This is a genomic window from Paenibacillus sp. GL_099_B (assembly GCF_057835695.1).
The window spans coordinates 712,005-737,169 of record NZ_CM174430.1 but is presented as its reverse complement, the minus strand read 5'-3'; the positions used below and the strand labels follow the sequence as shown (position 1 = coordinate 737,169).

The window sequence follows — 25,165 nt, the reverse complement described above, 5'->3', positions numbered from 1 at the left end:
TATACGCCCCGAGGGTCGTAAAGTTTCTCGTTGCCCAGGCCCCTTTTGGCGCTACGGATGAATGATAACCGTTGACTCGTCCACCCACTCCACACCCTCTTCGTGATAGAATGCTAGTTTCTGCATCAACTGCACCAGCGCTTCATCCTTGCGTTTGGCCTCAATCATCACATCAAGGGCGAGCGTATCTGCTGCAATATGACGTAAAAAAGCAAGCAATGGTTCCACCTCAACACCGTCAGCATGACCACGCAGGTCCTTCTCACTCTTTGGACTGGATACGTGAATTTTGGGCGGCAACGGCTTGTCTGCCGGTGATTCTGCTTGGGCGAGCGGGGACTCCCATGTCTTCAATATATCAGGCCATAGATCCCACGGCTGTTCGCCTTCATTGTTCACCCATTGATGATGGATATCCAGCACCATGGGTAGCCCCATACGTTGACATACCGCAAGTGTCTCGGGCGCATTGAAGGTTTTGTCATCATTTTCGAGCGTTATCCGTTCCTGAATATCCCGATCCAGCTTCAGAAAATTTTCTTCAAAACGCAGCGCTGCACTTGGCTTGTCCCCGTATGCACCACCAATATGTATATTGTTCTTGGCAGTGGCATTCAGCCCCATGGCATCCAGCATGCGTACATGATGACGAAGGTCGCGCATGGAGTTGCGCAGCACTTCCTCCCGAGGCGTGCTGAGTACCGTAAAATGGTCCGGGTGGAAAGACACACGCATCTCGTTCTCCTTCACAAAATCGCCAATCGCGGCAAAATCCTGCTTAAGTACGGGAAACGGGTCCCAATCACTCAGATCTTCATGTGTTGCCAGCGGAATTAATTTGGAAGAGAAACGATATACATGAATATGGCTTCCTTTGTTGTGTTTGAGCAAACGTAATGTATTATGCAAATTCTCGGCTGCAATCCGTTCCAGCTTGCGAATTGCCGCTTCCCTATCATCAATTTTCTTGAAGCTGGACATGGTCATCGTCCGGGAAGGTGAAGCATTCTCCACAAGCACGGACATCGCCACATAACCAAAACGTACGAGCATGAATTTCTTCCTCTCTATTAGGGCGGGATTCCTTCCCGGTATATGAAGCCGGCAGTCTTCCCTTCACTTTATATAACCAAGTTTTACCCTAAAAGAGTGACCATAATCGTGATTTGGACAAATCCATCCATTCGTTCCGGTCCCACGTATAACAAACTACCCCTGAGCCTGTTCACCAAAGAACATCTCGTCCGCGAGAGCGGTCTGAATGCGTGATTCTTCCTCGTTCAGTTTACGGATCAATTGCATCTCCACTTCGGTCACTTCCTGACCCTGGAAGTTAATCTCCGCAATGGAGACTACGATTTTTACGATGGCTACGGCCACGTTATCCGGTGTGTAAGCAATGACTTTCTGTCCGGTAGGAAATACGCGAAAGCCTTGTTTGACCATTTTGCCACGGCCGTATTCAAGCAATTCGAACAGCTCTTGTTCATTCTTGAATTTGCACACGGAATTGAATTCGGTCTGAAATCCCATTCATACCCCTCCTTATATTGTCGTCCCCAGGCTATGCCTGTACGCCGTTCTCGTAGTTCAGTGCCTGCTTGCGGTTGTAGCGTTCCAGAGCCAGCTCAATCATGCGATCCAGCAGTTCGGCATACGATACGCCCGTCTCACGCCACAAAAGTGGATACATACTGTATGGTGTGAAACCAGGCATGGTGTTTACTTCATTAATAAGCAATGCCCCATCCGATTTACGAATGAAGAAGTCTGCACGGGAAATGCCATTGCCTTCAATCGCACGGAATGCCTGCAATGCCGCCTCGCGGATACGATCTGCAGCTTCCGGGTCTAGCGGAGCAGGGATCAGCATCTGAGACTGTCCATCGATGTATTTGGCTGCATAGTCATAATATTCACCGGAAGATACGATTTCTCCTGGTACAGAAGCCATCGGTTCGTCATTTCCAAGTACACTGACTTCAACTTCTCGAGCCTCTACAAACTCCTCAATGACTACCTTGGTATCGTAACGGAGAGCGAACTCCACTGCTTTCTTCAGTTCATCCCGGTTACGCGCCTTCGAGATTCCTACGCTGGAACCGAGATTGGCCGGCTTAATGAAACACGGATAGCCCAGTTGATCTTCCACCTGCAAGATCATTTCATGTTCGGTCTGTTTCCATTGAGTAGCGTTAAAATACGTAAAGGCACATTGGTCGATTCCGGCCTGCGCGAACAGTTTCTTCATGACCACTTTGTCCATGCCGCCTGCCGAAGCGAGTACACCTGCGCCAACATAAGGCATATCCGCCATCTCGAACATCCCTTGAATCGTGCCATCCTCACCAAACGTACCGTGCAGCAGCGGGAACATGACGTCCATCGCCTCTTCTCCGCCATATAAACGGCCGAACAGCGCGTTCAGCGCTTCCTGTGTTCCGCCCGCCGCCTGCTCCAGCTTCAAATCTTCAATCTGCGCGAATGGCGCATGCATGACGGATCCTTTTTTCCACGTACCTTGCTTGGAGATATAAAAAGGAACCAGTTCATACTTCTCATAATCAAATGCGTTCGTTACAGCAAACGCCGTTTGCAGCGACACCTCATGCTCGCCTGACTTTCCGCCGTAAACGACGCCTACTGTTAATTTATCCATACTCATGTGTAACCTCCGATTATCTGTGCAATGATGCTGCCATGTCTGCATGTTCAGCACCACTTTTATTCTGTTATCTAGACTTATTTTACACGGAACCGGATGTCCACGTCACCGAATCCCGTAAAATCTTTGACCATCAAAACTCATCTGCAATGTGAAAAAGCCGGTACACCGTCCGCTCGTTCCAAGCGTAAGAATCCCGGTAATCCCAAAAACGGTGGCGGCTGCTGACTGTATGTGCGTTCACAAGTGGCATGCCCCCCGCATCAAAAGCGGTCACAACCGTACTGTGCTGAAACCTGCCGTCCCCGTCCCAGTCATAGAGGACTACATCTCCAAGCATTAGCTGCTCTGGACGATCCACTTCGGTTGCTGACAATCCCCAGCTGCTGCCAGATAAATAACGCTCCAGACTATTGGACACGGCCCAGCTGTAACTCCACATTTCAGAGCCATTTACATAGCCTTTGTACCACCATCCTGCTTCTCTTTTACCAGTATAGTGGATGGGTGCTCCCCCTGCAAAGAGACATTGGGACACATAATTGGTGCAATCTACTTCGAATTCCTCAAATGCCGGGTTTCCCGCATTCCACCACCGGTCCGCATAGGCGACAGCCAGATCCCTGCGATACAGCTGCTGCTTCGATCTCCTACCCTGTCCCAGTACTTCTCGGTTAAGCAGCGGCCGATTCATCGCCTGTACAAAATCAGCTTGTTGAAAAGGACGGCCCTCTCCTACCGGGCGACGCTCCGGCACTTCACGTTCTACACGTGCAATGGTCCAAACTCCACCTTGCCTAAGAAAGGTCAGGCGTTCCCGTTCAATCCGGTCTTCCCGATGGGTCAAACCATTCTTCTCATAGAACAGCCTGCTGTACAATTGCACATCGACGACCGATTCATCGGACCCATCCATAAGTGTCCGCACAAGCTTGGCGCTGGTCTCACTGCGAAGAGGCACCGCCCGCCGCTTGCGGTACCATTGGTCCAGTCTGGCCATCCGCTCTCCCCGTTCCAGCACAAATTCCGGATCGGTGACAATCCGTTCGCTTGTCTGTGGACGGTAGTCGATCTCACAGCGATTATACTGGTTCACGTAGGTATATAAGGCACTCTTCCATTCGCGTTCCAAGCCTGTGTCCCCCTTTGGCATGAGTTCTGTCCGGAATGATCCATTGCATGAAAACTCTTTTTTATTTATATGAGAGAATTTCGGTTGTATGTGTCTGGTTCTGTTTTGAAGCCTTATTATCGGGGATAATGCGTACGGAAGAGATCGCGTCCATTCCCTTTACTTGAGAACGCATTCAATCTCTCAATGGCTTGGCTGGACAGGCAAAAAGCCCTTTACGTACGGAGTTGAAAACGGTATACTTAAAACTAAAGTTACGATTATGAAATTACGTTTCACCTAATGAAACTAACGAACAAGGACACGGAACGATGAAGGCCTGTTCTTCACCTAAATGAACGTTTTCTTCATCTCACCGACACATTTTAAGGAGGTACATGTATGTCAGCCAAGAATCATTTCTCCGCGGCCCGCAGTCTTGAGGTCGGAGGCAAGTCTTATCGCTACTACAGTTTAGATGCTCTTCAGGAAGGCGGCTACGGCGACCTTTCCAAGCTCCCTTTCTCCATTAAAGTGCTGCTCGAAGCAGCTATTCGTCAATTCGACGGACGTGCTATTACCGAAGAACATGTAAAACAACTGACCGGCTGGGCAGAAGGCCGTGACAATAACAAAGAAATTCCATTTATCCCTGCACGTATCGTTCTGCAGGATTTCACTGGTGTACCCGTGGTCGTTGACCTTGCAGCAATGCGCGATACCGTGAAAAAAGCAGGCGGCGATCCAAAACAGATCAATCCACTCGTTCCCGTCGATCTCGTTATCGACCACTCCGTTATGGTTGATGCGTTCGGAACGAACGATGCACTCGACTACAACATCAAGGTTGAATTCGAGCGTAACGAAGAGCGTTACCGCTTCTTGCGCTGGGCACAAACGGCATTCAACAACTTCCGTGCAGTTCCACCATCCACAGGGATTGTTCACCAAGTTAACTTGGAGTACTTGGCTTCCGTGGCTGCAACCAAAACCATTGATGGCGAAACTGTTGTATTCCCGGATTCCCTCGTAGGAACGGACTCCCACACCACCATGATCAACGGACTCGGCGTTGTTGGTTGGGGTGTTGGCGGGATCGAGGCTGAAGCAGGTATGCTGGGCCAACCGCTTTATTTTGTAACACCGGACGTTATCGGTTTCAAATTGACAGGTAGCCTGAGCGAAGGCTCAACGGCAACGGATCTGGCACTCACAGTTACTCAAATGCTGCGTAAAAAAGGCGTTGTCGGTAAATTTGTCGAGTTCTACGGACCGGGTCTTAGCAACATCAGCCTGGCTGACCGTGCAACGGTAGCCAACATGGCACCAGAGTACGGCGCAACAATTGGTTTCTTCCCTGTTGATAGCGAAACACTGAACTATATGCGTAATACCGGCCGTACCGACGAACAGGTGGATCTGGTTGAAGCTTATTACAAAGCTCAGAACATGTTCCGTACTGCTGATACGGTTGATCCTGAATTTACAGATGTGATCGAACTTGACCTGGCATCCGTTGTACCAAGTCTCGCGGGACCTAAGCGTCCACAAGATCGCATCGAGTTGACTCAAATGAAGGATAGCTTCAACAGTATCATCCGTACGCCGATCGACAAAGGCGGTTACGGACTGAGCGACGAAAAAATTGCAGAAAAAGTACCTGTGAAACACCCGAACGGTTCCACTAGCGAACTGTCTGCTGGTGCTGTCGTTATCGCGGCAATCACAAGCTGCACCAACACATCCAACCCTAGCGTTATGGTCGGAGCGGGTCTACTTGCGAAAAAAGCCGTTGAACGTGGTCTGACTAAGCCTGGCTACGTGAAAAGCAGCTTGACTCCGGGTTCCCTCGTTGTTACCGAGTATCTGGAAAAAGCAGGTCTGATCGAATATCTCGACAAACTCGGATTCAACGTTGCCGGCTATGGTTGCGCAACTTGCATCGGTAACTCTGGCCCACTGCCAGACGAAGTAAGCGAAGCAATCTCCGAGAACGATTTGACGGTAGCGGCTGTATTGTCCGGTAACCGTAACTTTGAAGGTCGTGTGCACGCGCAAGTCAAAGCCAACTATCTGGCTTCTCCGCCACTCGTTGTGGCGTATGCTCTCGCGGGTACCGTTAATATTGATTTTGCAACCGATCCAATCGGTTATGATACCAACAACGAGCCTGTATTCCTGAAAGACCTCTGGCCTAGCTCCGAGGAAATCAAGGATACCATCGCTAGCTCGCTGAACGCACAGATGTTCCGCAACAAATACGAGAACGTATTTACAGCTAACGAACGTTGGAATACGATCCCTGTACCGGAAGGCGAATTGTATGAGTGGGATCCAAACTCCACGTACATTCAGAATCCACCATTCTTCCAGGAGCTTGGCGACAAGTTGACTGATATCGCAGATATTCGTTCCGCACGTGTTATGGCATTGCTTGCTGACTCCGTAACAACGGATCACATCTCGCCAGCGGGTAATATCGCACCATCCAGTCCGGCTGGACTGTACCTGAAAGAACATGGCGTAGAACGCAAAGACTTCAACTCATACGGCTCCCGTCGTGGTAACCATGAAGTTATGATGCGTGGTACGTTTGCCAACATTCGTATCCGTAACCAAGTAGCTCCAGGTACTGAGGGTGGCATTACGAAATACCTGCCAACGGACGAAGAAATGTCCATTTACGATGCTTCCATGAAGTATCAGGACGAAGGACAGAACCTGATCGTTATCGCAGGTAAAGAGTATGGTACAGGAAGCTCGCGTGACTGGGCGGCAAAAGGAACATTCCTGCTTGGCGTCAAAGCCGTTATCGCAGAAAGCTTCGAGCGTATTCACCGCAGTAACCTGGTGGGCATGGGCGTAATGCCATTGCAATTCCAGGAAGGTCACGGCTGGTCCAGCCTCGGTCTGAACGGTCGTGAAACGTATGACATCACAGGTCTGAGCAATGATGTGAAGCCAGGACAAGAACTGACGGTTACCGTAACCCGTGAGGACGGCACCAAGTTCGACTTCCCTGTCATCGCTCGTCTGGACAGCATGGTGGACGTGGACTACTACCATAACGGCGGTATCCTGCAAACCGTATTACGTCAAATGATGAAAAAATCTTAATCGCATTTATATTTAATGCAATTAATTTATACAGAAAAGCTCCCCGCCACGTGCGCTCTGCACGGTGACGGGGAGCTTTTTTTGATTTTGCCATTTTTAATAATCGATATATGTTTAAAAATCATTCTTCAATCCAACTTCCGAATCATCAGGTGGCGCAGGAATGCGATATACACCTCTACAGTTTAATTTCTCCACGTTGATCCAGTCTGCAAAATCATCCCCACCGTAGCAACGTACAAAAACACCATATTCTTTCTTACCCTCATGATCAATATATTCGGTATATTGGGTGAATGGATGTTTCCCTTCTATACTCTGCAAAAAATCAGAAAACTCCCCTCTCCACTTATTCATCTGCTCTGCATATTGATCGGGAACATAATAATAGAAACCATCTGGCGTAAAGTATGAAATCTTCATTATCATCTAGCAGACCTCCTAGATCCTAATTTGATAGCAGTTTAAAGTTTTAAGATTTCCATACCTTCTTTTAGAAATGACGAGACGAGTGTATGATATTGAATTCTATCTGCTATTTCTTGTTTTGTTTTATGTACCAGAAAGTGAGAGTATTTCTTCATCAGTTCATGCTCATTCAACTCAATGGGTAGGTAAATAAGCTCAACGTTATCCGAGTCAAAATAGTGTCGATATCCTCTCTCTGATTGCCCTACCTCCATCACGGTTGTTATGACCAGTAACTCATCACGTGTAAAGGTTTTTATCAAATCGGATCTTTTCTGTTCTAAATCACGCACAAATTCTTCACCTTGCTGATTACGCTCAGCTTCAGCAATTTCACTTTCAATGTCCATGATCCCTTTCATTCTTCCTGCGAGTTGTTTAGCCAATGAATACAATATATGTCCTCCTTGTAAGGATGTGGATTACTGAATGTATCACCTCTACTCTACTCCATTAGCGATTCAACTCGCAAACCGCATCATTATTTGTTTTAACTTACTTAAACCTATCTGGCAGATATAAAAACTCCCCACCATGTACTCAACACGCGATGGGGAGCATCTCTTATTAATATGACAAAGGCTGTGTAACGCCTCTACACTTCCTTTTAATATCCAATGTAAAGTGAAGCTTGATCGAGAGATTGCATGTGCGCTTCCCTACTTACACCCGACTCTGATTGGAATTATACTCTTTTTTCGCGGTGCGAGCTGTTCCTCTCACAATCATTCGTTTCATGCTGATAAGCATGGTATACAGAACATAACCAATCATTCCACCAAAGGTGTTCAACATAAGATCATCCACGTCGAATATGCCCATGCCCGTCAATAGCTGTGTCGCTTCAAACGCAAAACTTAAGAGCAAGGAAAGTACGAGTACCTTGGCCCCTGACAACAGCTTGTTCCCCATCAGCACTGGAATGAAAATACCCAGTGGGATAAAGGCCATGACATTGCCCAACAGATGAATTGCGGTACCTGGACGATGTAACGACAGGCTATGCCAGTCTCTCGAGATTTCCTGAAATGGCGTCAGGTTAACGGTTCGCGTATGAATCAGATCCGGCTGATGCGCGATCGCGATAAGTTGAACCCTCACGATGTCCCAATCCACCGTATGCCCCTTGAATAATATCAGCTTGGTTAGCAGATACAGATAGACGATCAATGCCGCGACCCATATCATCTTCATGTTGAACTCCTTAGGTTTCATAAACGAACCTCCATGTATTTCTAGTTGTTTATTCCTCCACCGTCACGACAACTCCCTTCATGTTGTCTCCCGATATCTCATATTGACCGTGCTCAGGTATATTAATGGTCTCATCTTTGGATGCATCGTAATAACGTACAAGATAGTGTTCGCCCCCGACTTCAGCGGAAATGCTCTTTTTCTGCTGCAGCAGCTCCAGATATTGCTCCAGCACCAGATGATTATGATACATGATGGCGCTGTGCGGCAATCCCACATATCGGAAATGCCATGGTTCGAATTGGATGCCGGTGATGTCCACTTTATCCTTCGGGTAACGCAAGATGAATCCGAATTTCCATGCATTCTTTTCCAGCCAAGCTCCTTCCGGTGCTTCACTCATAGCAGCCAGAGTAGAGCCGATATCCATGGACAAGCCCAGATTATGTTCACTGTGACCCGCGGGAAGCGCATAGTCCGATCCCTTTTCTTCATAAAGCTGCTCCTGTTTCGTAAAGTCCCGATAGCCGCTGCTAATAATGAAGTATCGTACATCATCTTTCCCAGCAGCTTCAACCATCTTCTGGAATGCTTGCGCTACGTACTTTGACAACATAATGTTATTATCCAGCAATCCATATCCACGGACCAGCTCATGTTGTTCCGCCAAATTGACAATGTCGGTTCTAATCCCTTCCGCATGAACGGGATACTCCGAATTGACGAGCAATAAATTCCCTTTATGTACTTGATTCTGCATATCCACATGAATTGTTTTGGTATATCCTGCACGAATTTCACCCGTATCCTGAACTTCCAGATTCGCCTCTTCCTTCTGTTCAAACAGTGCGGGTGACTTGGAAAAGATATATCCCAGTACAATGATACATATCAAAAATCCCCACTTTTTCATTCCATGCTCCTCCTTTACCTCGTAATTCAAGGATAGAGAAAACTAGTTAAAAAAAAGCAGGGCAATTCTAAAGTTTTTCTTAAATTCTGTCTTTTACTTCATTCTAGTGCTGGCAACCGAACTTCAAATACGGTCCGTACGATATCACTTTGAGCCGAAATGGAACCATTATGCTGCTCCACAATATTTTTGGCGATAAACAGGCCCAGACCTGTTCCACCTTCCTGAGGTGTCCGCGCACGATCTCCGGTATAGTACATATCGAAAATATGAGGCAAATCATCCGGATGAATATGTCCCCCATAGTTCATGATCTGAATGATAACCTGTCCTGCATCACGGTGCCCATTGATATCCACATAAAGACCATCTGTACCGTGACGTGCTGCATTAATCAACAGGTTCTCAAACACGCGTGCAAGCACCTCACCATCGCCGGAAATGGTTAACTCGGAATCGATATGCAGTCGGGTGACCAGGCGGTTCTTTTCAAAAACAGGGTAGAGCTCTTCGTTCATCTGCCTTAGCAGTTCACTAAGATCAAGTCTCTTTTTCTCAATCGGCAACATGCCATAGTTCATTCGTGTAATCTCAAACAAATCATCGATCAGTTTCTCGAGACGCTGAGATTTGGTAAAGGCAATCGCTGTAAAGTGCCTGACCTGCTCCTCCGTCAGCTGATCATCCTTCATCAACAGATCCAGATAACCCAATACTGATGTTAAAGGGGTACGCAAATCATGCGCCAGGTTCACAACCAGCTGGTCCCTGCTGCTCTCCGCAAAATCTCCCCGTTCTACCGCTTCCCTCAGTTTCAGACTCGCCAGATTGATATCCTCTGCAATCGCGCCCAACTCGTCCTTCGTCGAAATTTGCACACGGTGCTGGAAATCACCGCTCGCGAGTTGCCTGATACCTGTGGAGATATTTTTGAAGTAGGTAACATACGGCTTGGTAAACCAGAAGAAAAACAGGATCGCAAGCGGTATGAACAAGATAAGGAAAAAGTAAATATCCCCTATACTTCTCATAAAGTGACGATATTCCGCTAACTGATCTTCCGCACGCACACCGGTGTAATAGTATTGCATCAATTTATATACCCCAAAGGTAATCGCACCAGATGCCAACATGCTTAAACCAAGCAACAGAATCATGGTCGTTCGAAAACTTCTGCGTTTATTCATTGAACGTGTACCCCACACCCCAGATCGTTTTGATAAACTTGTTCTTGTCCACATCTTCGCCCAGCTTTTTGCGCAGGGTCCGAATATGAACCATCACGGTATTGCCGCTCTCATAATAAGCCTCTCCCCAGACTTGTTCAAAGATGCTCTCCGCACTGAACACCTGTTTGGGATGACTTGCGAGCATATACAGGATGTCAAACTCCTTCGGTGTTAACTCTACTGGCTTGCCATAAAGGGTGACACTATGTTGATCTGGCGAAATAATGAGCCCGCCTTTCTCCAGAATGGAGCGCTGAATCGGTACAGACTGGCTGAATTGAAGTGAACGGCGCAGCTGGGAATTGACCCGCGCAACCAGTTCCATCGGGTTAAATGGTTTCGTCATGTAATCGTCTGCGCCCAGCACGAGCCCGGTGATTTTATCCATATCTGAGGTTTTGGCGCTTAGAAAAATGATAGGCAGGTGATACTGCTCCCGAATTTTGCGGGTCACCTCATATCCGTCCATACCAGGCATCATAATATCCAAAATGGCCAAATCTATTGCTTGTGTCTGAACGGCTTGGACCGCTGCTTTCCCATCAAATGCCTTGATGATGTGATATCCTTCTTTTTGCAAGTGCAATGCAACAAGATCAGCGATCTCAACTTCATCATCTGCGATCAAAATCGTAATACGCTTCATTGCTTATTCCACTCCTATATGTGATGCTCAACAATATAACATATCTGAATCCAACTTATAAATGATTGAAGGGAATCCAATATATGAAACTCGACCGTTTATTAGCCATTGTTGTGCTGTTAATCAATCGTGGCCGGGTACAGGCCAAGGATCTGGCTGATACGTTTGAAGTATCCATCCGTACTATCTACCGAGATATAGACACGCTGGGCCAGGCGGGTATTCCTGTCGTCACCTATCAGGGCGCAAGCGGTGGTATTGGCCTGGCAGAGGGCTACCGACTTGACCGAAATGTACTGACCGAGAAGGATCTGGCCTCCATTGTCACTGCGCTGCGCAGTGTCTCCACCTCCCATACGAATGTAGCACGGGATCTGTTGATGGAGAAACTCAGCAGTATCGTGCCTGAAGCCAAAAATGAGGATTTCCAGGCTAATACCAGCCGCTTCATTGTGGATTATTCGATGTGGACCCATCCCGAAGCGCTGCAAATGAAACTTCAACTCATTGAACAGGGCATGGATCAACTGCGGCCTATTACATTTACCTATTGTAGTGCAGAAGGTACTCAAACTCATAGAACGACCGACCCACATACTCTTGTGCTCAAAAAGCATTCCTGGTACCTCTATGCATTCTGTCACGAACGCAACAATTTCCGCATGTTCAAGCTGGTCCGCATGCGTGACGTCGTCCTTGCCCAAGGAAGCTTCGAACGCAAGCCGATCAACCTGCAGGACAGGCCCTGGCAGCAGGAATGGGCAACTCCGGATAATAAAGTGGCCCTGAGCCTGAGATTCCATGCTCGTATCCGTCACATCGCAGAGGAATGGTTTGGCATAGAGAACGTCGTTTCTGATGGTGAGGGGTATTATATGAGCCAAGTCGCATTCCCGGAGGACAACTGGTTGTATGGGTTCATTCTTGGATTTGGCGCGGATGTCGAAGTGCTGGAGCCTCTGCATATTCGGGAAGAGATTCTTAGAATTGCTGAACAAATTGTACAAAATTATAAAGCCCCACCCCTAACCTGACAGACAGGTGTCCAGTTCCTCACGTTATACTTCTACTATATTCAAGTTGTACATAACGAGGAGGAATTGATGATGAACGTCACAGTATGCCAGAGCTGCGGAATGCCACTTACTACCCCTGCTCAATTCGGAACAGAAACGGATGGTACTACAACCCGCGAATACTGTATCTATTGTTATAAAGAAGGCAAGTTCGAGCAGCCCGATATTACGCTGGAGGGCATGATCGAAATGTGCACCGCCATTCTGAGCCAAGAAGGTATGGACGAGGAATCAGCAAGGGCGATGCTGCGCAACCAGCTTCCTTTTTTGAAAAGATGGAATACCTCCGGCTCAGAACGGAACGTGACATTTGGAGCAGAAAAATCAGATGAGTCCGTTGAATTTAATCAAGGAACTCGCGACAATCGGCTTTCCACAGAGCCCATTCGGTACGTCACACTGCCAGGAAAGCGCCTTGCAGGTGTGTCCGCCAGAACAACCAATTCCATTGAGATGAGTGGCAAAGGCTGTATTCAGGGACTCTGGCACAGCTACTTCGCCTCAGATTATCAGCCTGCCCCTGAAGCGAACCGCTATGGCTGTTACGCTGATTATACAGATGGCATAAATGGAGAATACACCATATTGGTGGGTCATGAGGTGGGTCCGGATGAAGCGTTGCCTGAGGGAGTGAGTTCCGTTGACCTGCCGCCTGCAACATATGCGGTATTCACCTCCAGAAAGGGCCCGATGGGCGAGGTCGTAGGTGAGGCCTGGGGTGCGGTGTGGGCTTGGAACAATCGGGGGGAGCGCACGTTTACTGGAGATTTCGAGTTGTATGATGAACGAAGCCTCGATCCTGAGAACGTACAAGTGGACTTGTATATCGCTGTTCGCCAAGAAAAACAAGAAAAAAAGTGATTATGGTCATTTCTTAATTCCAATTGGACCATTTCGATCTATATCTCAGCAATGGAATACCGCTCCCGGATTTATGCAAAATGCTGTTAGGCTGTCAGGTTTTCCTGACGGCTTTTTTGGCGTTTCCCCTTTGTCTGTCCGTTCAAAATTGCCCTAATATGCACCCGACAACCGACCATTGTACCAAGTTAGCTAGCTTTCGCCGTACCTATACAACCAGACAATATGTCTTAATTTCGACACAATTGGCATTCCGAAAACTGGGTCTATTCACTTAACAACCGCTTCTATCCTCCCATACGAAACCTCACATATGCGGTCCTTTTCTCCTGAATTTACTTAAAAACGTTTACATCTCCTGAATACGGGGTAAAATCACTACAATCCAATTGGAATTACACCTTAAAGTTGCCTGTTTCGTCTAACAAGTCACATATACCTACTTGCGTAACAGAGACGATAACCCGTCGGAATACATAACCTAATAATAATCACATATGCATATTCGAAAATGCATTAAAGGAGGAACCAAGATGATCCGCATGCCTATTCAGCAAATGATCCCGTACCACCATCAATATCCGCGCAACACGGCGACCACTGCTCCCAAAAAGGAGAATGAGAACACTCAAGGTCTATCCTTTCATGAAATTTTGCAACAAAAAATGGCTAAAAAGAATGCTACCCCTTCTATGCGATAAATGAAAAGACGAGCGAATTGAGAATCGCTTACGTGGTTTGCGCCGTTCCTCTGCGAAGTTGTAGATGAACGGTTATTCGCGTTTTCACGATAAATGTTGTTATCTCAATATTTTAAATATGTACAGTCTATTGTCACATCCCTATAATGGGTTAAATATCTGCGGAACTTATATGAGACATAATCCATTTCAGGGGGCAAGTATGATGATGACCATTGGCTGTTTTCACGCTCACTATTCCAATATTTCACTGATTGAAGAAGCTCTCGCTCCTTATGAGGTTGAACTTGTACATTATGTCGATCCGGGGCTGGATCGCCTCAAACATGATGCTGATTTCACCGAGGCAGTTACGCATGAGAAAGTATCACAAACGCTGCAATGGATCGCACATTGTCATGCAGATGCCATCCTCGTCACCTGTACTCTGTTTGCGGCCGTACTTGAGAAGGAGGCACAGCATGTTCCCATCCCCGTGATTGGAATTGATGATCCATTACTTCAGGAAATGCAGCAGAATCCTGGCGAGTACATTCTAGCGTTTACCAACCCAGCAACGATTGAGGGAACGATGGCGCGGGTGAATCTGGCTTTGCAGCAAGATGATGAGGATGAGCAGCGACACGAGGCCGTGACCATAAAGACTGAAGCAATACTGATCCCGGGCACATTCGAGTTAATTATGCGAGGCGATAAGGAAGGCTATCTTGCATCGGTGAGCACCGGACTACAGCAACTTGCTGAGCAGTATCCAGATAACACGGTAGTCGCTGCTCAACTGTCGATGGCTCCCGCAGCAGTACGGGTCACATCAGATACAGGCATGGCGATCTATAGCCCGCTGGCATCGCTTGCAGCTTATTTGGAGAAGAAGTTGAGCTTGAAGCTGCGTTGAGTGTTGAACTCATGAAGCAAAATAAAAAGACTCTCGAATGAGAGACTTTCGAATGGTATAATTATTTTGTACAGCCAATTTGTGGTGGGAAATAGGTTGCCTCCGGTGGGAGGTGATCCTATGAACTTCTCTTTCAACGACGTAATCGTGTTCGCAATGTTAATTATTGCGCTCCTGACATACATCGACCGTAAAAAGAAGTGACCCGCCACAGGTTGACGGCCTGACGGGTCACTTCGTCTGAACTATGCTGCACTTGGAGGAATACCCACCGCAAATGCTGTGCAAGAGTAGCCATTGGCCTGGCTACTCTTATTTGTTTTTCACTTATATTCATTTTATTAAACATCTGGCAGACAATCAACCTATAACTGATAAAATATGTTGTGTCGTTATCCTTGTCCTTCGAAGTTAAGAGTGCGCACCACATACCAAGTAAGAGACGGCTCTTCTCCGCAATCACGGAGAGGAACGGCTTTTCACCATGTCAGGCTGCCCAGATTGCGCTGTAACGGCGCCTAAGAGCGTGTCCGGTATTCCTCAGCCTTTTCCTGCATGCCCGCGGCCACAGCCTCATTCTCGGACAAACCTTTGTCTGCGGCAAAAGCACGAATATCCTGCGTAATGCGCATGCTGCAAAATTTCGGTCCGCACATGGAGCAGAAATGGGCTTCCTTGGCCCCTTCGGCTGGCAACGTCTCATCGTGGTAGGATAGCGCACGTTCCGGGTCCAGCGATAGGTTGAACTGATCCCTCCAGCGGAACTCAAACCGTGCTTTAGACAATGCATCGTCCCGACGCTGGGCACTCGGGTGACCTTTCGCCAGGTCAGCAGCATGAGCAGCGATCTTGTAGGCGATAACCCCTTCCCGCACATCATCCTTATTGGGCAGGCCCAGATGTTCTTTTGGCGTAACATAACAGAGCATCGACGTACCGAACCAGCCGATCATGGCTGCTCCAATTGCCGAGGTAATATGGTCATATCCTGGTGCAATATCGGTCGTCAGCGGTCCCAGCGTATAGAAAGGCGCCTCCTTGCAAATCTCCATTTGAAGATCAACATTCTCCTTGATCTTGTGCATCGGCACATGCCCCGGACCTTCAATCATCACCTGCACATCATGCTTCCAGGCGATTTGTGTTAGTTCACCAAGTGTAGCCAGTTCCGCCATCTGGGCTTCATCATTGGCATCGTAGATGCTTCCTGGGCGCAGTCCATCTCCGAGAGAAAATGCCACGTCATACCTTTTCATAATCTCGCAGATTTCTTCAAAATGGGTATACAAAAAATTCTCATGATGATGCGCAAGGCACCATGCTGCCATGATGGACCCGCCCCGTGACACAATGCCCGTCATACGTTTGGCTGTCAGCGGAATATAACGCAGCAGCACGCCTGCATGGATCGTAAAGTAGTCCACACCCTGCTCTGCCTGCTCTATGAGCGTGTCACGATACAACTCCCAGGTCAGTGCTTCGGCTTCCCCATTGACCTTCTCCAGCGCCTGATAGAGCGGTACTGTTCCAATCGGTACAGGTGAATTGCGGATGATCCATTCGCGGGTCGTATGAATGTCCTTGCCTGTAGAAAGATCCATCACCGTATCCGATCCCCAGCGTACCGCCCAAGTCATCTTCTCCACCTCTTCCTCGATGGAGGAAGATACCGCCGAGTTTCCGATGTTAGCATTGATCTTCACATGAAAATGACGTCCGATCAGCATCGGCTCACTCTCCGGGTGATTGATGTTTGACGGCAGGATGGCCCTGCCACTCGCCAGCTCCTGCCGCACAAACTCCGGTTCCACACCCTCACGAATGGCGGCGAACTCCATCTCCGGCGTGATCATCCCCTGCCGTGCATAATGCATCTGGGTCACGCTGCGCCCTGCCTGTCCTCGTAATGGTTTACCGCGCAAGCCCGGATACTCCTCGGCTCCAGCTCGCTTTCCTCCAGGTTTTAATCCGTTATCCTCTGGTTTTACCGTTCGACCCTGGTAGGCTTCAACATCTTCACGCTCCGTAATCCAGCGGGTACGCAGCGCTGGCAGACCTGCCCGGATATCGGCATGAAATCCGGGATCAGTCATGGGCCCGCTCGTATCGTAGACACGCAGCGGTTCGTTATGCTCCACTCCTTGAGGAGTATTGGTGTCATGAAGGGCAATTTCACGCTCCGGTACAGCAATATCCGGTCGTGAGCCATGAATGTATACTTTGCGGCTGCCCGGGAAGGGCTGAACCCGTCCTGTCGTACCTTTTTCCTCTGCCAACTGCTGATCCTGCTTGTCCTGTCCCATCGTTCGGTTTCCTGTGCTCATCGCTCTTGTCTCCTCCTCATTGGTGATTGCCTGGATTGAAATGCTTGCGCACGAGTCCAAATCATACACAACATAGAAAAAGAAAGAGCGACCCTACGACAGAAAACAGGGACATACACTTCAAGTAATACAGACATTCGAGGCAAAAGATATCCACCCCAATGCTCGCCAATAGCTCCCAGCTCTTTATCCAAAAGCAGCTCCGACACCGGCTTTCGCCTGTTTACTGTATAAAAAAAGCCGGTTCCCAAGGGAACCGGCTTATGTCCATCACCAATAACGAACCTTATTCAGGCTCCATAACGGAGTCCATCCATAAGTCACATCATATGGTGTTCGTGGTCGTATCGCCGATTACTTCCCTACGCTGGTATGATCCAGATCAGGTGCAAAGGGTCCAGAATCTCATGCGATTCCGTCTCAGTCCGGACAATTCGGACTCCCCCAGTAACGTTAACAAGTTGCAGCATCTAGGCCGCAGATTCATATTCAATTAAGCTGACCCCATTGGGCCGTCCATTACAGAGTAGCGCAACCGAATCATAAAAACAACCTTTAAATTCCAGAAAATAAGATCAGGATAACATAAGTCCCATCTGCGTAGCAGCTTCCTTCAGCACAGGTGCGTATTCATGCAACGTCTCCTGCGATAGGCGACTAACAGGCCCGGATACCGACAGGGCAGCTGCGATGTTGCCTTTCCGATCCATGATGGGAACAGATACTGCGGCGGCTCCTGGTTCACGTTCCTCATAACTTGTTGCGTAGCCATATTCCAGAATGTCTTTCATCTGTGCCAAATATACTTTGGGATCGATAAATACCGGCCATTCCGGTCCATTCATCAGATCTTCGCGGTCCTCTTCGGTGGCAAAAGCCATCAGCACTTTGCTAGACGCTCCCACGGATAGCGGAAGTCTGACGCCCACCGGAGCTACACGACGAATCGCCTGATCACTCTGCACAGCTTGAATTCGAATCCGCTCACTGCCGTCACGCAGATATAAACTCACGGTTTCGCCCAGTCGATCTCTCAGCCGCTCCATCGCAGGAAGGAGCAAAATGGCCGGATCATCGCTGCGAGACATATGGGCAGACAGTTCCCAGATGCGTATGCCAAGCCGGTACTTCTCGGTGGCTGCATCCCGGATCACGAACCCCTTGTCCTCCAAAGTAGCCATCAGACGATGGACTGTACTTTTGTGCAGACCGATCTGGCTGGCAATTTCCGTGAGTCCCAGATCACTGCGGGTTGTAAAACACAATAATATATCCAGCGCCCGTTCTACAGCCCGGACGGTTAACTTTCGGTCTTCCATGGCAAGTTGCCCTCCTCATGTTTCATCACATGAAACTTGGTTACATAAATTATATGAGAAACGGTCTCATCTGTAAACCAAAAAGCGCCATTTGGAATAGGGATATTTGTAAATATTTTCTTTTTATAAATTAGAATCCCCTGCATTTTGCACCCTAAGGAAATGTTACCCATATATCTTCAAAACTATATAACAATTGCGTAACAAATGGCCTCAATCAATTGACTTTGACTATATTGGAACATACGATAAAGATATATTAAATTAAGATTTCGCTTCATAAGTAGTCAGAAAAATCATTTATCCGCTCTGTTCGTCTCGTTGTTATCTTCATTTGATTTTTAAAGGAGGGGCAATCATGTATCCGACATCCCAGAGCGAAGCCCCGCTGCAAACGAAAGTGTCAGATCTGCCTTCTTCGTTATCACCGAGGCTGATCCGGTTCAAACATATTGTCGTGGCGTTGTTGCTCTCCGTTATATTTTTTCTGCTCTTTTGTTTCATTGCACTACACGGTTATATTGCTTGGGTATTATCCAATCCAACTGTAGCGCCTGTATTCTCCAATCCCATGCAGGCGAAGAACATGAAGTATCAAGACATCACGTTCCCGGCAGCAGACGGCAGTCGAACGATGCAGGGTTGGTATATTCCAGCTGACGATAATGCAAATAAAACCATCATATTCAGCCATGGATATGGTGCGAATCGTGAAGAGACCTGGGTACCGATGTATGACCTGGCCCATTATGCTCACCAACTCGGCTTCAATGTGGTGATGTTCGATTACGGTTTCGCTTCACAGGTGAACAAAGCTGTCGCCACAGGTGGCAAAGCCGAGTCCCAGCAGCTGCTTGGTGCTATCCAGTTTGCGAAGCAGCGCGGAGCTCAGGAGCTTGTCGTATGGGGCTTCTCCATGGGTGCAGGTACAGCCCTGCAGACTGGGCTTATTACCAAAGATGTGGATGCTATGATTCTGGACAGCACGTTCCTGCTTGAGCCGGATACGCTGTATCACAATATCCATAATCAGATTGATCTTCCGCGTCAGCCTACGCTGGAGATTATGAACCTGCTGTTCCCGATTCTGAATGGTACCGGATTGCAGCAGATTCCATACCAAGAAGTGAAAAAAGAAGATTATCCTTTCCCAATTTTCTTCATCCATGGTACCGAGGATGAGAAAGCTCCTTACCCGATTGCGGAGCTGCTCGCAACCAACCAGACCAATCCGAATTCCGATGAATGGATTGTGGACGGTGCGCATCATGAGCTGATCTTCCGAGAGCATCCGAAGGAATATCTGCGCCGTGTCTCCACGTTCCTGAGTCATGTGACTAAGACGAGCAGCGATGATGTGGAAAATACCAATACCGGAGAATCGTGAAAATCCGATAATTCAAGAGCCCTATGGGGCTCTTTTTTTGTGTACACATAGGACAACATGCCTGGAGAATATACTTTTGGGACGTAATTAAAGACAGCTCTAGCTTGTATATTACAAATTGAGCGAACCTGGTGATCCAATTTTTTTTCTGCTGCTGGATCTGAATTTGAATTCATCTGAACGGAGGTTTACCGCTTATGAATTGGTATGGATATGGGCATCTGCTACCTCTGCGGGTACTCGAAGAAGTCCGTTTCTGGAAAGAGCAAGAGAAGGAACACACCCTTGTCATCCGTGCATTGGTTCCTGATCTTGAACCCTCATATGTCAAATGGCTTGCGGAATGGGAAGCGACCTTTGAGAATAGCGAACGAGTCGCGAATCAGCTGTTAAAGCAAATACTGCCGGGAACCCAGCCGCCTGCCCCCTACATCATACGCTGTATTGAACAGCTCGTGGCTGCTGCCTGCTCACAATCGCGGGAGTTCATTAGACAGCTGTATGTCCTGCTGGAGCAAAGTACTGCTGTGCAGAATGGGCCGATTGCCAAAGTCGTTATTCTGCATTTCATTCGCGAATCCGAGTATTTCCTGGGGGTACTTGAAACGCTGAAACAATCTGGAGCGTTGCGAGATTTGGTGTCTGATCCATCTTTTTCACTGGAACATATTCTTCAAACCTCGGGACAACCGGCTAATCCCAACGTACTAATTGCTTCAACGCCCGTGTCTGAACAGCCCTATCGTGAAGCTGTAGAAGAATCGTCCAATACTACGAAAAAAATCAATAACCCCACTCCAGCGGTACAGGCACAATCTTCAGCGGTTGTACAGTCTCCCAATGCAAATGCAGAGGGCACAACCAACTCTTCAGCAGCGCCAGTCAAAGAGAAACCTGTACCTATTGGTGGACACACACTGCCACCCCTACCCTATGCCTACAATGCGCTGGAACCACACATCGACGAGATGACGATGCGCATACACCATGACAAGCACCATCAATCCTACGTGGACGGACTGAACACCGCGGAGAAAAAGCTCGCAGAATCACGGAAAAAGAATAATTTTGAACTCGTCAAACATTGGGAACGTGAACTCGCGTTTAATGGTGCAGGCCATTACCTGCATACGATCTTCTGGACAATCATGAACCCCAAAGGTGGAGGCAAGCCTTCCGGTATGCTCGCAGAGCAGATCAAGCGGGATTTTGGCAGCTATGAAGCGTTCAAGAATCAATTCACCGAAGCCGCCAACAAAGTAGAAGGCAGCGGCTGGGCCATGCTGGTCTGGAGCCCGCGGGCGCACAGATTGGAAATTTTGCAGGCGGAGAAACACCAGAACTTATCTCAGTCCGACATCGTGCCTCTCCTGCCGCTTGATGTATGGGAACATGCCTACTATCTGAAACACCAGAATGAACGCAAAAAATATATCGAGGATTGGTGGAAGGTTGTGTACTGGCCAGCTGTGGCGGAACGTTACGAAACTGCGCGCAAGCTGTTATGGCCGCCTTACTGAGATTAGGATTGGAATGATGCGAAAAAGAGATATCTCCAGCTTACAGACTGAAAGATATCTCTTAGATCGCAAAAAAAAAGCAAGCCTCCTGAATCAAGAAGACTTGCTTGTAATAGAATAATCTATGGACCTCAAGCCATTAAGAGGCGCAGCCTTCACATGCAACATAGTTGTCGCCAACCTGTTTGCTAATTGCGATCAGATCGCCCAGCTTGATATCTTCTTCACCTGTAAATTCAAGATCAGCGATACGCGCAACGATCAGGGCAGATGCTTCTTCCTTGCTTGTAGCCATTTGGCTAAATTCAGACTTTTCGCCTGTGGAAATAACCTCATATAAGTACGTATATCTTAAAGTTTCCATGTAGACACTCTCCTTCCGAAATCACATCATATCATCTCTATTACCCAATTCCAAGTCCTAGCTTCTAAACCTAATCGTAACGCAGTTTCATCTGCTCAGCCGTCAGTTTGACGGCTTCCCGATCCACGGTCAACACTCGGCTCGTCTCCGCCAGGGGAAAACGCTGACGCAGTGTACGTACCAGCGAGGCTGTATACGCCGCAGCAGAAGGGACACCTGCAAGTTCCTGCAAACTTGCCATCGTTCCAGGCCGAACATCCGGATATCCTTCGCTGGCACCGTCCGATGCGTCCTGATAGAACTTACGCACGTCTGCTGCCAGTTGGTCTCCTTGTCCTTCCACGATGATAAAGGCAGTAATGATATAAGCCTTGGCCTGTCTGCGCTGGGCAATACCACAGAATTTCAGTCCACCCACACTGACATCATAATCACCTGGACAGAAGGCGCCTTCGATCTCACCCGTACGTGCCTGACTCGACCATGGTATTAGCGATTCAGCGATCAGTGAGGCCATCTCCCGAAAATCATCGTGAATATTGATGGCACGTCCCGGGTTAGGCAGAATTAATGACACGTTAACCACCCCTGGATTCAGGGGAACTGCTGCACCACCCGATGGACGAACGCAGACCGCCGTTCCCTGGCTTCTAATGCGTTCCATCGCTTCTACTGCCTGAGGCAGCCTCCGATCCCGCAGCCCTGCTACAAAGGCATCTGGATGCCGCCAAATGTGAGCAACAGGCAACTGACCTTCTCCCACCCGGCGGCACATGACTTCTTCCCAAGCAAATGCTTCAAGTACACTGCTCCCGTGCCGCAGCAGCGGTGTCTCCCAAATCTGTAGACGCAAAGAATGATCCAGCTGCATCTGCTGCTCTGCTCCCGGCGATCCGGGTTGATCTGAATTGGACGGTACACTCATGTATGATAGCCTCCGACTAAACTAATCTGGATGAATTGAAGTAATTGCGTGATCCTTAAGTATCCCCTTGTGTGAATGCAAATGTAATATATAAATAAGCCGGTTCCCCAGGGAACACGGCTTATTTATGAAAACTTCCATTGGCACAAGCATGTATCCTGCCATTTCAGATCCAGCAAATTGCCGACTGGAAACAACATGATGGTGCCAAAGGATTCAATGCTTCTGGCCTGTCCAATGAGTGGAATGAGCCGAACTTAATCTTTCATCAGCGACAGGAACTCGGCACGCTGTGCCGGATTGTCACGGAAAGAACCACGTACGGCAGACGTTACCGTCTTACTGCCCGGCTTCTTCACGCCGCGGGAACACATGCACAAGTGCTCACCTTCCACGACAACCATGACACCGTTCGGCTCTACCGCTTCAGTCAGAATATCGGCAATCTGAGAGGTAATTCGCTCTTGAACCTGCAGGCGGCGGGTAACTGCCTCCACCAGACGGGCCATTTTGCTCAATCCCACAATTTTGCCACTAGGTACATATCCAATGTGCACCTTGCCGAAGAAAGGCGCCATATGGTGTTCACATTGGCTGTAATAGACAATGTCCTTCACAATGACCAATTCTTCATGATTCTCGTCAAACGTAACACCAAGTACATCGCGCGGGTCCACTTCATACCCACCAAAAATCTCTTCATACATCCGGGTTACGCGTGCAGGCGTTTCTAGCAGCCCTTCCCGCGTACTATCCTCACCGATCAATTGCAAGATCTGCTCAATGTGATACTCGATCTTCTCCCGATTGTCGGATACTTTTGAATTCAAATAATCTTTAACGCCAGCCACTGCCGAACGCCTCCTTTCGAACCACATGCTGCAAGCAGCTATTCACTTCAGCATTATGCAAAATGCTCGCTCACAGCTATTATTTTCGGCGGCCCGAGTTTTTACGCGCAGGATGTTGTTGCGGCTGAGGCATCTTCGCACCAGGCTGCTGGTTCTTCATCATCTGCTGGGCGCGCTGCATCTGCTTGCCATTCAGGTTATAACCCATTTGCTTCGCCATCTTCTGGAGCATGTCGGGATCACTTTGCATTTTCTCAAGCTGTTTCCGCAAGTAGTATACCCCAATGAAAAATCCTCCGACCAGACCAACAATCAATGTAATAATCGGTATTGCTATTTCCATCTCTTAGACACCTCTGTATGCAATCTAAAAAGCCTGATGATCCGTGTCAACACATGATGTTATACGCTCAAGATGCAAACATGACACGCACCGGATTTCCTGAAAGTTATCATAGCATTTCCGCACGCCTTGAGCAAACGGATTTTCCAGCTAACTGCTGAATTTAACATCCAGAAAACAGATAGAAAACATTCAGCAAATCTCTCAGTAACATCCGAATAAGTTACATCAGTACCGCCTCTATGAAAACGGTTGTATGCTGAGCCAGATCCACTTCAATCACATCCAGATCATAACGTGTACTGCCACGCGCAACCCGAATGACCGGCCTGCCGGGCAAACCCCGGTGCTGACGTACAATGACACCGGTCTCTTTGGTAGACAATCGAACTGCTGTTCCATTCGGATAAACGGACACACTCCGGTTGAATTCTATCAGAATGTCACGATCCAGCTTCGTGCCAGACATCGCCATCATCTCTTCACAAGCTTCATGTGGCAGCATACTTCTACCCGATAGGCCATTGATCAGATTATCATACGTGTTAGCTGCACTGACGATTCTAGCGAACAGATGAATGTCTTTTCCCTTGACACCTCTCGGCAGTCCCGTGCCATCCACATGCTCATGATGCTGCAGAGCTGTATGTGCCACAAGCAGATTGAACTCCCGTTTGGACTTGATCAACTCGAACCCTCTCCACGTGTGATGCAGGGAAGAATTCGCTGCGGAACCGCTGCCTGGTGGCTCCCCTACTTTGCCGATGTCATGCAATAGGGCTCCGACAGCCAGATCCTTGAGCTGCACATAGTTAAGCCCCAGATTCAGACCAATGACAGAAGACAGCAAACATACATTCATGGCGTGAACATACTGTGCGTTATCTTTGGTCCGAATATCTGTGAGCTGGACAAGCAGTTCACGCCCGTTCAGAACATCGTTCAGGAGTTTGTCTATGCTGATGGCGACCTTTTTTGGGCTCCAATCCTTCCCGGAACGGATAGATTCAAGCGTTACACTCATTTCATTAATAACTGCCTTTTTCGTGGCTTCATCCAGAATGTCTTCTGTATCCACATCTTTATAAGCTTCATCCTGGATGTATAGCATGGTCACGCCAATACGCTTCAGCGTATTAACCATAAATACGGTGAGTTGGACTCCGGCAGACAGCATTACCGTACCGTTACCGGAATATATGGTTTTGCCCAGAAACTCTCCCGCTTCCACACTCTCCACGTTAACATACTTCATG

At 48.1% G+C, this 25,165-nt stretch carries 24 protein-coding genes, 1 pseudogene and 1 riboswitch; of the genes and pseudogenes, 7 read left to right on the top strand and 18 right to left on the bottom strand.

The features are described from left to right. Positions 1-51: 51 nt before the first annotated feature. From uvsE to AC3ITG_RS03500, 4 genes are all read right to left on the bottom strand, one after another. Positions 52-1,053 (bottom strand): UV DNA damage repair endonuclease UvsE, encoded by a 1,002-nt coding sequence (uvsE, locus tag AC3ITG_RS03515; protein ID WP_489252811.1) that lies wholly within the window; start codon positions 1,051-1,053, stop codon positions 52-54. 156 nt (positions 1,054-1,209) lie between these two features. After that, positions 1,210-1,533 (bottom strand): hypothetical protein, encoded by a 324-nt coding sequence (locus AC3ITG_RS03510; RefSeq protein WP_053779624.1) that lies wholly within the window; start codon positions 1,531-1,533, stop codon positions 1,210-1,212. A 31-nt stretch (positions 1,534-1,564) separates the two neighbouring features. Further along, complete coding sequence (locus tag AC3ITG_RS03505; RefSeq protein ID WP_063568050.1) at positions 1,565-2,665, bottom strand: D-alanine--D-alanine ligase; 1,101 nt, start codon at positions 2,663-2,665, stop codon at positions 1,565-1,567. A gap of 133 nt (positions 2,666-2,798) precedes the next feature. Next, positions 2,799-3,818 (bottom strand): amidase domain-containing protein, encoded by a 1,020-nt coding sequence (locus tag AC3ITG_RS03500; protein ID WP_063568049.1) that lies wholly within the window; start codon positions 3,816-3,818, stop codon positions 2,799-2,801. 360 nt (positions 3,819-4,178) lie between these two features. On the opposite strand from AC3ITG_RS03500, the gene acnA reads away from it, so the two are divergent. After that, a complete protein-coding gene (gene acnA, locus AC3ITG_RS03495) occupies positions 4,179-6,893 on the top strand; it encodes an aconitate hydratase AcnA (protein ID WP_063568048.1) in 2,715 nt (904 codons plus the stop codon). A 114-nt stretch (positions 6,894-7,007) separates the two neighbouring features. On the opposite strand, the gene AC3ITG_RS03490 is transcribed toward acnA, so the two are convergent. The 6 genes and pseudogenes from AC3ITG_RS03490 to AC3ITG_RS03465 all read right to left on the bottom strand — a co-directional run bounded on the left by AC3ITG_RS03490 (position 7,008) and on the right by AC3ITG_RS03465 (position 11,343). Continuing rightward, positions 7,008-7,322, bottom strand: coding sequence for a hypothetical protein (locus AC3ITG_RS03490; RefSeq protein ID WP_489252810.1), 315 nt, complete (start codon positions 7,320-7,322; stop codon positions 7,008-7,010). 35 nt (positions 7,323-7,357) lie between these two features. Continuing rightward, positions 7,358-7,756 (bottom strand): hypothetical protein, encoded by a 399-nt coding sequence (locus AC3ITG_RS03485; RefSeq protein ID WP_489252809.1) that lies wholly within the window; start codon positions 7,754-7,756, stop codon positions 7,358-7,360. Between the two features lie 268 nt (positions 7,757-8,024). Next, positions 8,025-8,576: a VanZ family protein gene (locus AC3ITG_RS03480; protein ID WP_489252808.1), complete on the bottom strand. Its 552-nt coding sequence runs from the start codon at positions 8,574-8,576 to the stop codon at positions 8,025-8,027. A 231-nt stretch (positions 8,577-8,807) separates the two neighbouring features. After that, positions 8,808-9,135 (bottom strand): annotated as a pseudogene (locus AC3ITG_RS03475) (M15 family metallopeptidase); the annotation flags it as partial. A gap of 431 nt (positions 9,136-9,566) precedes the next feature. After that, positions 9,567-10,655 (bottom strand): sensor histidine kinase, encoded by a 1,089-nt coding sequence (locus AC3ITG_RS03470; protein ID WP_489252807.1) that lies wholly within the window; start codon positions 10,653-10,655, stop codon positions 9,567-9,569. Next, positions 10,648-11,343, bottom strand: coding sequence for a response regulator transcription factor (locus tag AC3ITG_RS03465; RefSeq protein ID WP_489252806.1), 696 nt, complete (start codon positions 11,341-11,343; stop codon positions 10,648-10,650). Before AC3ITG_RS03465 ends, AC3ITG_RS03470 begins: the two co-directional genes overlap by 8 nt. An 83-nt stretch (positions 11,344-11,426) precedes the next feature. On the opposite strand from AC3ITG_RS03465, the gene AC3ITG_RS03460 reads away from it, so the two are divergent. The 4 genes from AC3ITG_RS03460 (at position 11,427) to AC3ITG_RS03445 (ending at position 14,876) form a co-directional block, all read left to right on the top strand. Continuing rightward, positions 11,427-12,377 (top strand): helix-turn-helix transcriptional regulator, encoded by a 951-nt coding sequence (locus tag AC3ITG_RS03460; RefSeq protein WP_310854519.1) that lies wholly within the window; start codon positions 11,427-11,429, stop codon positions 12,375-12,377. 69 nt (positions 12,378-12,446) lie between these two features. Continuing rightward, complete coding sequence (locus AC3ITG_RS03455) at positions 12,447-13,280, top strand: zinc ribbon domain-containing protein (RefSeq protein ID WP_489252805.1); 834 nt, start codon at positions 12,447-12,449, stop codon at positions 13,278-13,280. Between the two features lie 533 nt (positions 13,281-13,813). After that, a complete protein-coding gene (locus tag AC3ITG_RS03450) occupies positions 13,814-13,981 on the top strand; it encodes a hypothetical protein (protein WP_163761517.1) in 168 nt (55 codons plus the stop codon). A gap of 202 nt (positions 13,982-14,183) precedes the next feature. Then, positions 14,184-14,876, top strand: a complete 693-nt coding sequence (locus AC3ITG_RS03445; protein ID WP_489252804.1) for a hypothetical protein — start codon at positions 14,184-14,186, stop codon at positions 14,874-14,876. Between the two features lie 163 nt (positions 14,877-15,039). Here AC3ITG_RS03445 and AC3ITG_RS03440 read toward each other — a convergent pair whose 3' ends face one another. The 3 genes from AC3ITG_RS03440 to AC3ITG_RS03430 form a co-directional block, all read right to left on the bottom strand. Beyond that, a complete protein-coding gene (locus AC3ITG_RS03440) occupies positions 15,040-15,174 on the bottom strand; it encodes a hypothetical protein (protein WP_256716868.1) in 135 nt (44 codons plus the stop codon). 220 nt (positions 15,175-15,394) lie between these two features. Beyond that, positions 15,395-17,179, bottom strand: coding sequence for a phosphomethylpyrimidine synthase ThiC (thiC, locus tag AC3ITG_RS03435; protein WP_489254403.1), 1,785 nt, complete (start codon positions 17,177-17,179; stop codon positions 15,395-15,397). A gap of 363 nt (positions 17,180-17,542) precedes the next feature. After that, positions 17,543-17,656, bottom strand: a riboswitch (TPP riboswitch). 119 nt (positions 17,657-17,775) lie between these two features. Then, a complete protein-coding gene (locus tag AC3ITG_RS03430; RefSeq protein WP_063568040.1) occupies positions 17,776-18,519 on the bottom strand; it encodes an IclR family transcriptional regulator in 744 nt (247 codons plus the stop codon). A gap of 358 nt (positions 18,520-18,877) precedes the next feature. On the opposite strand from AC3ITG_RS03430, the gene AC3ITG_RS03425 reads away from it, so the two are divergent. Together AC3ITG_RS03425 and AC3ITG_RS03420 are read left to right on the top strand one after the other, a co-directional pair. Next, positions 18,878-19,906: an alpha/beta hydrolase gene (locus tag AC3ITG_RS03425; RefSeq protein WP_489252803.1), complete on the top strand. Its 1,029-nt coding sequence runs from the start codon at positions 18,878-18,880 to the stop codon at positions 19,904-19,906. Between the two features lie 197 nt (positions 19,907-20,103). After that, positions 20,104-21,426: a Fe-Mn family superoxide dismutase gene (locus AC3ITG_RS03420; protein ID WP_489252802.1), complete on the top strand. Its 1,323-nt coding sequence runs from the start codon at positions 20,104-20,106 to the stop codon at positions 21,424-21,426. Positions 21,427-21,565: 139 nt separating this feature from the next. On the opposite strand, the gene AC3ITG_RS03415 is transcribed toward AC3ITG_RS03420, so the two are convergent. The 5 genes from AC3ITG_RS03415 to AC3ITG_RS03395 form a co-directional block, all read right to left on the bottom strand. Beyond that, positions 21,566-21,790 carry a hypothetical protein gene (locus AC3ITG_RS03415; RefSeq protein ID WP_489252801.1) on the bottom strand — a complete coding sequence of 75 codons (225 nt, stop codon included), beginning with the start codon at positions 21,788-21,790 and terminating at the stop codon, positions 21,566-21,568. Positions 21,791-21,860: 70 nt separating this feature from the next. Further along, a complete protein-coding gene (locus AC3ITG_RS03410) occupies positions 21,861-22,715 on the bottom strand; it encodes a lipoate--protein ligase family protein (RefSeq protein ID WP_489252800.1) in 855 nt (284 codons plus the stop codon). 257 nt (positions 22,716-22,972) lie between these two features. Beyond that, positions 22,973-23,566 (bottom strand): GTP cyclohydrolase I FolE, encoded by a 594-nt coding sequence (folE, locus tag AC3ITG_RS03405; RefSeq protein ID WP_063568443.1) that lies wholly within the window; start codon positions 23,564-23,566, stop codon positions 22,973-22,975. Positions 23,567-23,645: 79 nt separating this feature from the next. Beyond that, positions 23,646-23,909 carry a YneF family protein gene (locus AC3ITG_RS03400; RefSeq protein ID WP_076290490.1) on the bottom strand — a complete coding sequence of 88 codons (264 nt, stop codon included), beginning with the start codon at positions 23,907-23,909 and terminating at the stop codon, positions 23,646-23,648. A gap of 223 nt (positions 23,910-24,132) precedes the next feature. Further along, a complete protein-coding gene (locus AC3ITG_RS03395) occupies positions 24,133-25,164 on the bottom strand; it encodes an HD-GYP domain-containing protein (RefSeq protein WP_489252799.1) in 1,032 nt (343 codons plus the stop codon). Position 25,165 lies beyond the last annotated feature (1 nt).

Excerpts from the sequence above, each read along its gene's own strand:
- AC3ITG_RS03460 (WP_310854519.1), top strand. The coding sequence starts at position 11,427 with ATGAAACTCGACCGTTTATTAGCCATTGTTGTGCTGTTAATCAATCGT.
- AC3ITG_RS03480 (WP_489252808.1), bottom strand. The coding sequence starts at position 8,576 with ATGAAACCTAAGGAGTTCAACATGAAGATGATATGGGTCGCGGCATTG.
- AC3ITG_RS03425 (WP_489252803.1), top strand. The coding sequence starts at position 18,878 with ATGTATCCGACATCCCAGAGCGAAGCCCCGCTGCAAACGAAAGTGTCA.
- AC3ITG_RS03440 (WP_256716868.1), bottom strand. The coding sequence starts at position 15,174 with ATGGCTACTCTTGCACAGCATTTGCGGTGGGTATTCCTCCAAGTGCAG.
- AC3ITG_RS03420 (WP_489252802.1), top strand. The coding sequence starts at position 20,104 with ATGAATTGGTATGGATATGGGCATCTGCTACCTCTGCGGGTACTCGAA.
- AC3ITG_RS03500 (WP_063568049.1), bottom strand. The coding sequence starts at position 3,818 with ATGCCAAAGGGGGACACAGGCTTGGAACGCGAATGGAAGAGTGCCTTA.
- thiC (WP_489254403.1), bottom strand. The coding sequence starts at position 17,179 with ATGGGACAGGACAAGCAGGATCAGCAGTTGGCAGAGGAAAAAGGTACG.
- AC3ITG_RS03455 (WP_489252805.1), top strand. The coding sequence starts at position 12,447 with ATGATGAACGTCACAGTATGCCAGAGCTGCGGAATGCCACTTACTACC.
- AC3ITG_RS03490 (WP_489252810.1), bottom strand. The coding sequence starts at position 7,322 with ATGATAATGAAGATTTCATACTTTACGCCAGATGGTTTCTATTATTAT.
- AC3ITG_RS03505 (WP_063568050.1), bottom strand. The coding sequence starts at position 2,665 with ATGAGTATGGATAAATTAACAGTAGGCGTCGTTTACGGCGGAAAGTCA.
- AC3ITG_RS03450 (WP_163761517.1), top strand. The coding sequence starts at position 13,814 with ATGATCCGCATGCCTATTCAGCAAATGATCCCGTACCACCATCAATAT.
- AC3ITG_RS03410 (WP_489252800.1), bottom strand. The coding sequence starts at position 22,715 with ATGAGTGTACCGTCCAATTCAGATCAACCCGGATCGCCGGGAGCAGAG.
- AC3ITG_RS03465 (WP_489252806.1), bottom strand. The coding sequence starts at position 11,343 with ATGAAGCGTATTACGATTTTGATCGCAGATGATGAAGTTGAGATCGCT.
- AC3ITG_RS03510 (WP_053779624.1), bottom strand. The coding sequence starts at position 1,533 with ATGGGATTTCAGACCGAATTCAATTCCGTGTGCAAATTCAAGAATGAA.
- AC3ITG_RS03445 (WP_489252804.1), top strand. The coding sequence starts at position 14,184 with ATGATGATGACCATTGGCTGTTTTCACGCTCACTATTCCAATATTTCA.
- acnA (WP_063568048.1), top strand. The coding sequence starts at position 4,179 with ATGTCAGCCAAGAATCATTTCTCCGCGGCCCGCAGTCTTGAGGTCGGA.
- AC3ITG_RS03400 (WP_076290490.1), bottom strand. The coding sequence starts at position 23,909 with ATGGAAATAGCAATACCGATTATTACATTGATTGTTGGTCTGGTCGGA.
- AC3ITG_RS03415 (WP_489252801.1), bottom strand. The coding sequence starts at position 21,790 with ATGGAAACTTTAAGATATACGTACTTATATGAGGTTATTTCCACAGGC.
- AC3ITG_RS03395 (WP_489252799.1), bottom strand. The coding sequence starts at position 25,164 with ATGAAGTATGTTAACGTGGAGAGTGTGGAAGCGGGAGAGTTTCTGGGC.
- AC3ITG_RS03470 (WP_489252807.1), bottom strand. The coding sequence starts at position 10,655 with ATGAATAAACGCAGAAGTTTTCGAACGACCATGATTCTGTTGCTTGGT.
- uvsE (WP_489252811.1), bottom strand. The coding sequence starts at position 1,053 with ATGCTCGTACGTTTTGGTTATGTGGCGATGTCCGTGCTTGTGGAGAAT.
- AC3ITG_RS03430 (WP_063568040.1), bottom strand. The coding sequence starts at position 18,519 with ATGGAAGACCGAAAGTTAACCGTCCGGGCTGTAGAACGGGCGCTGGAT.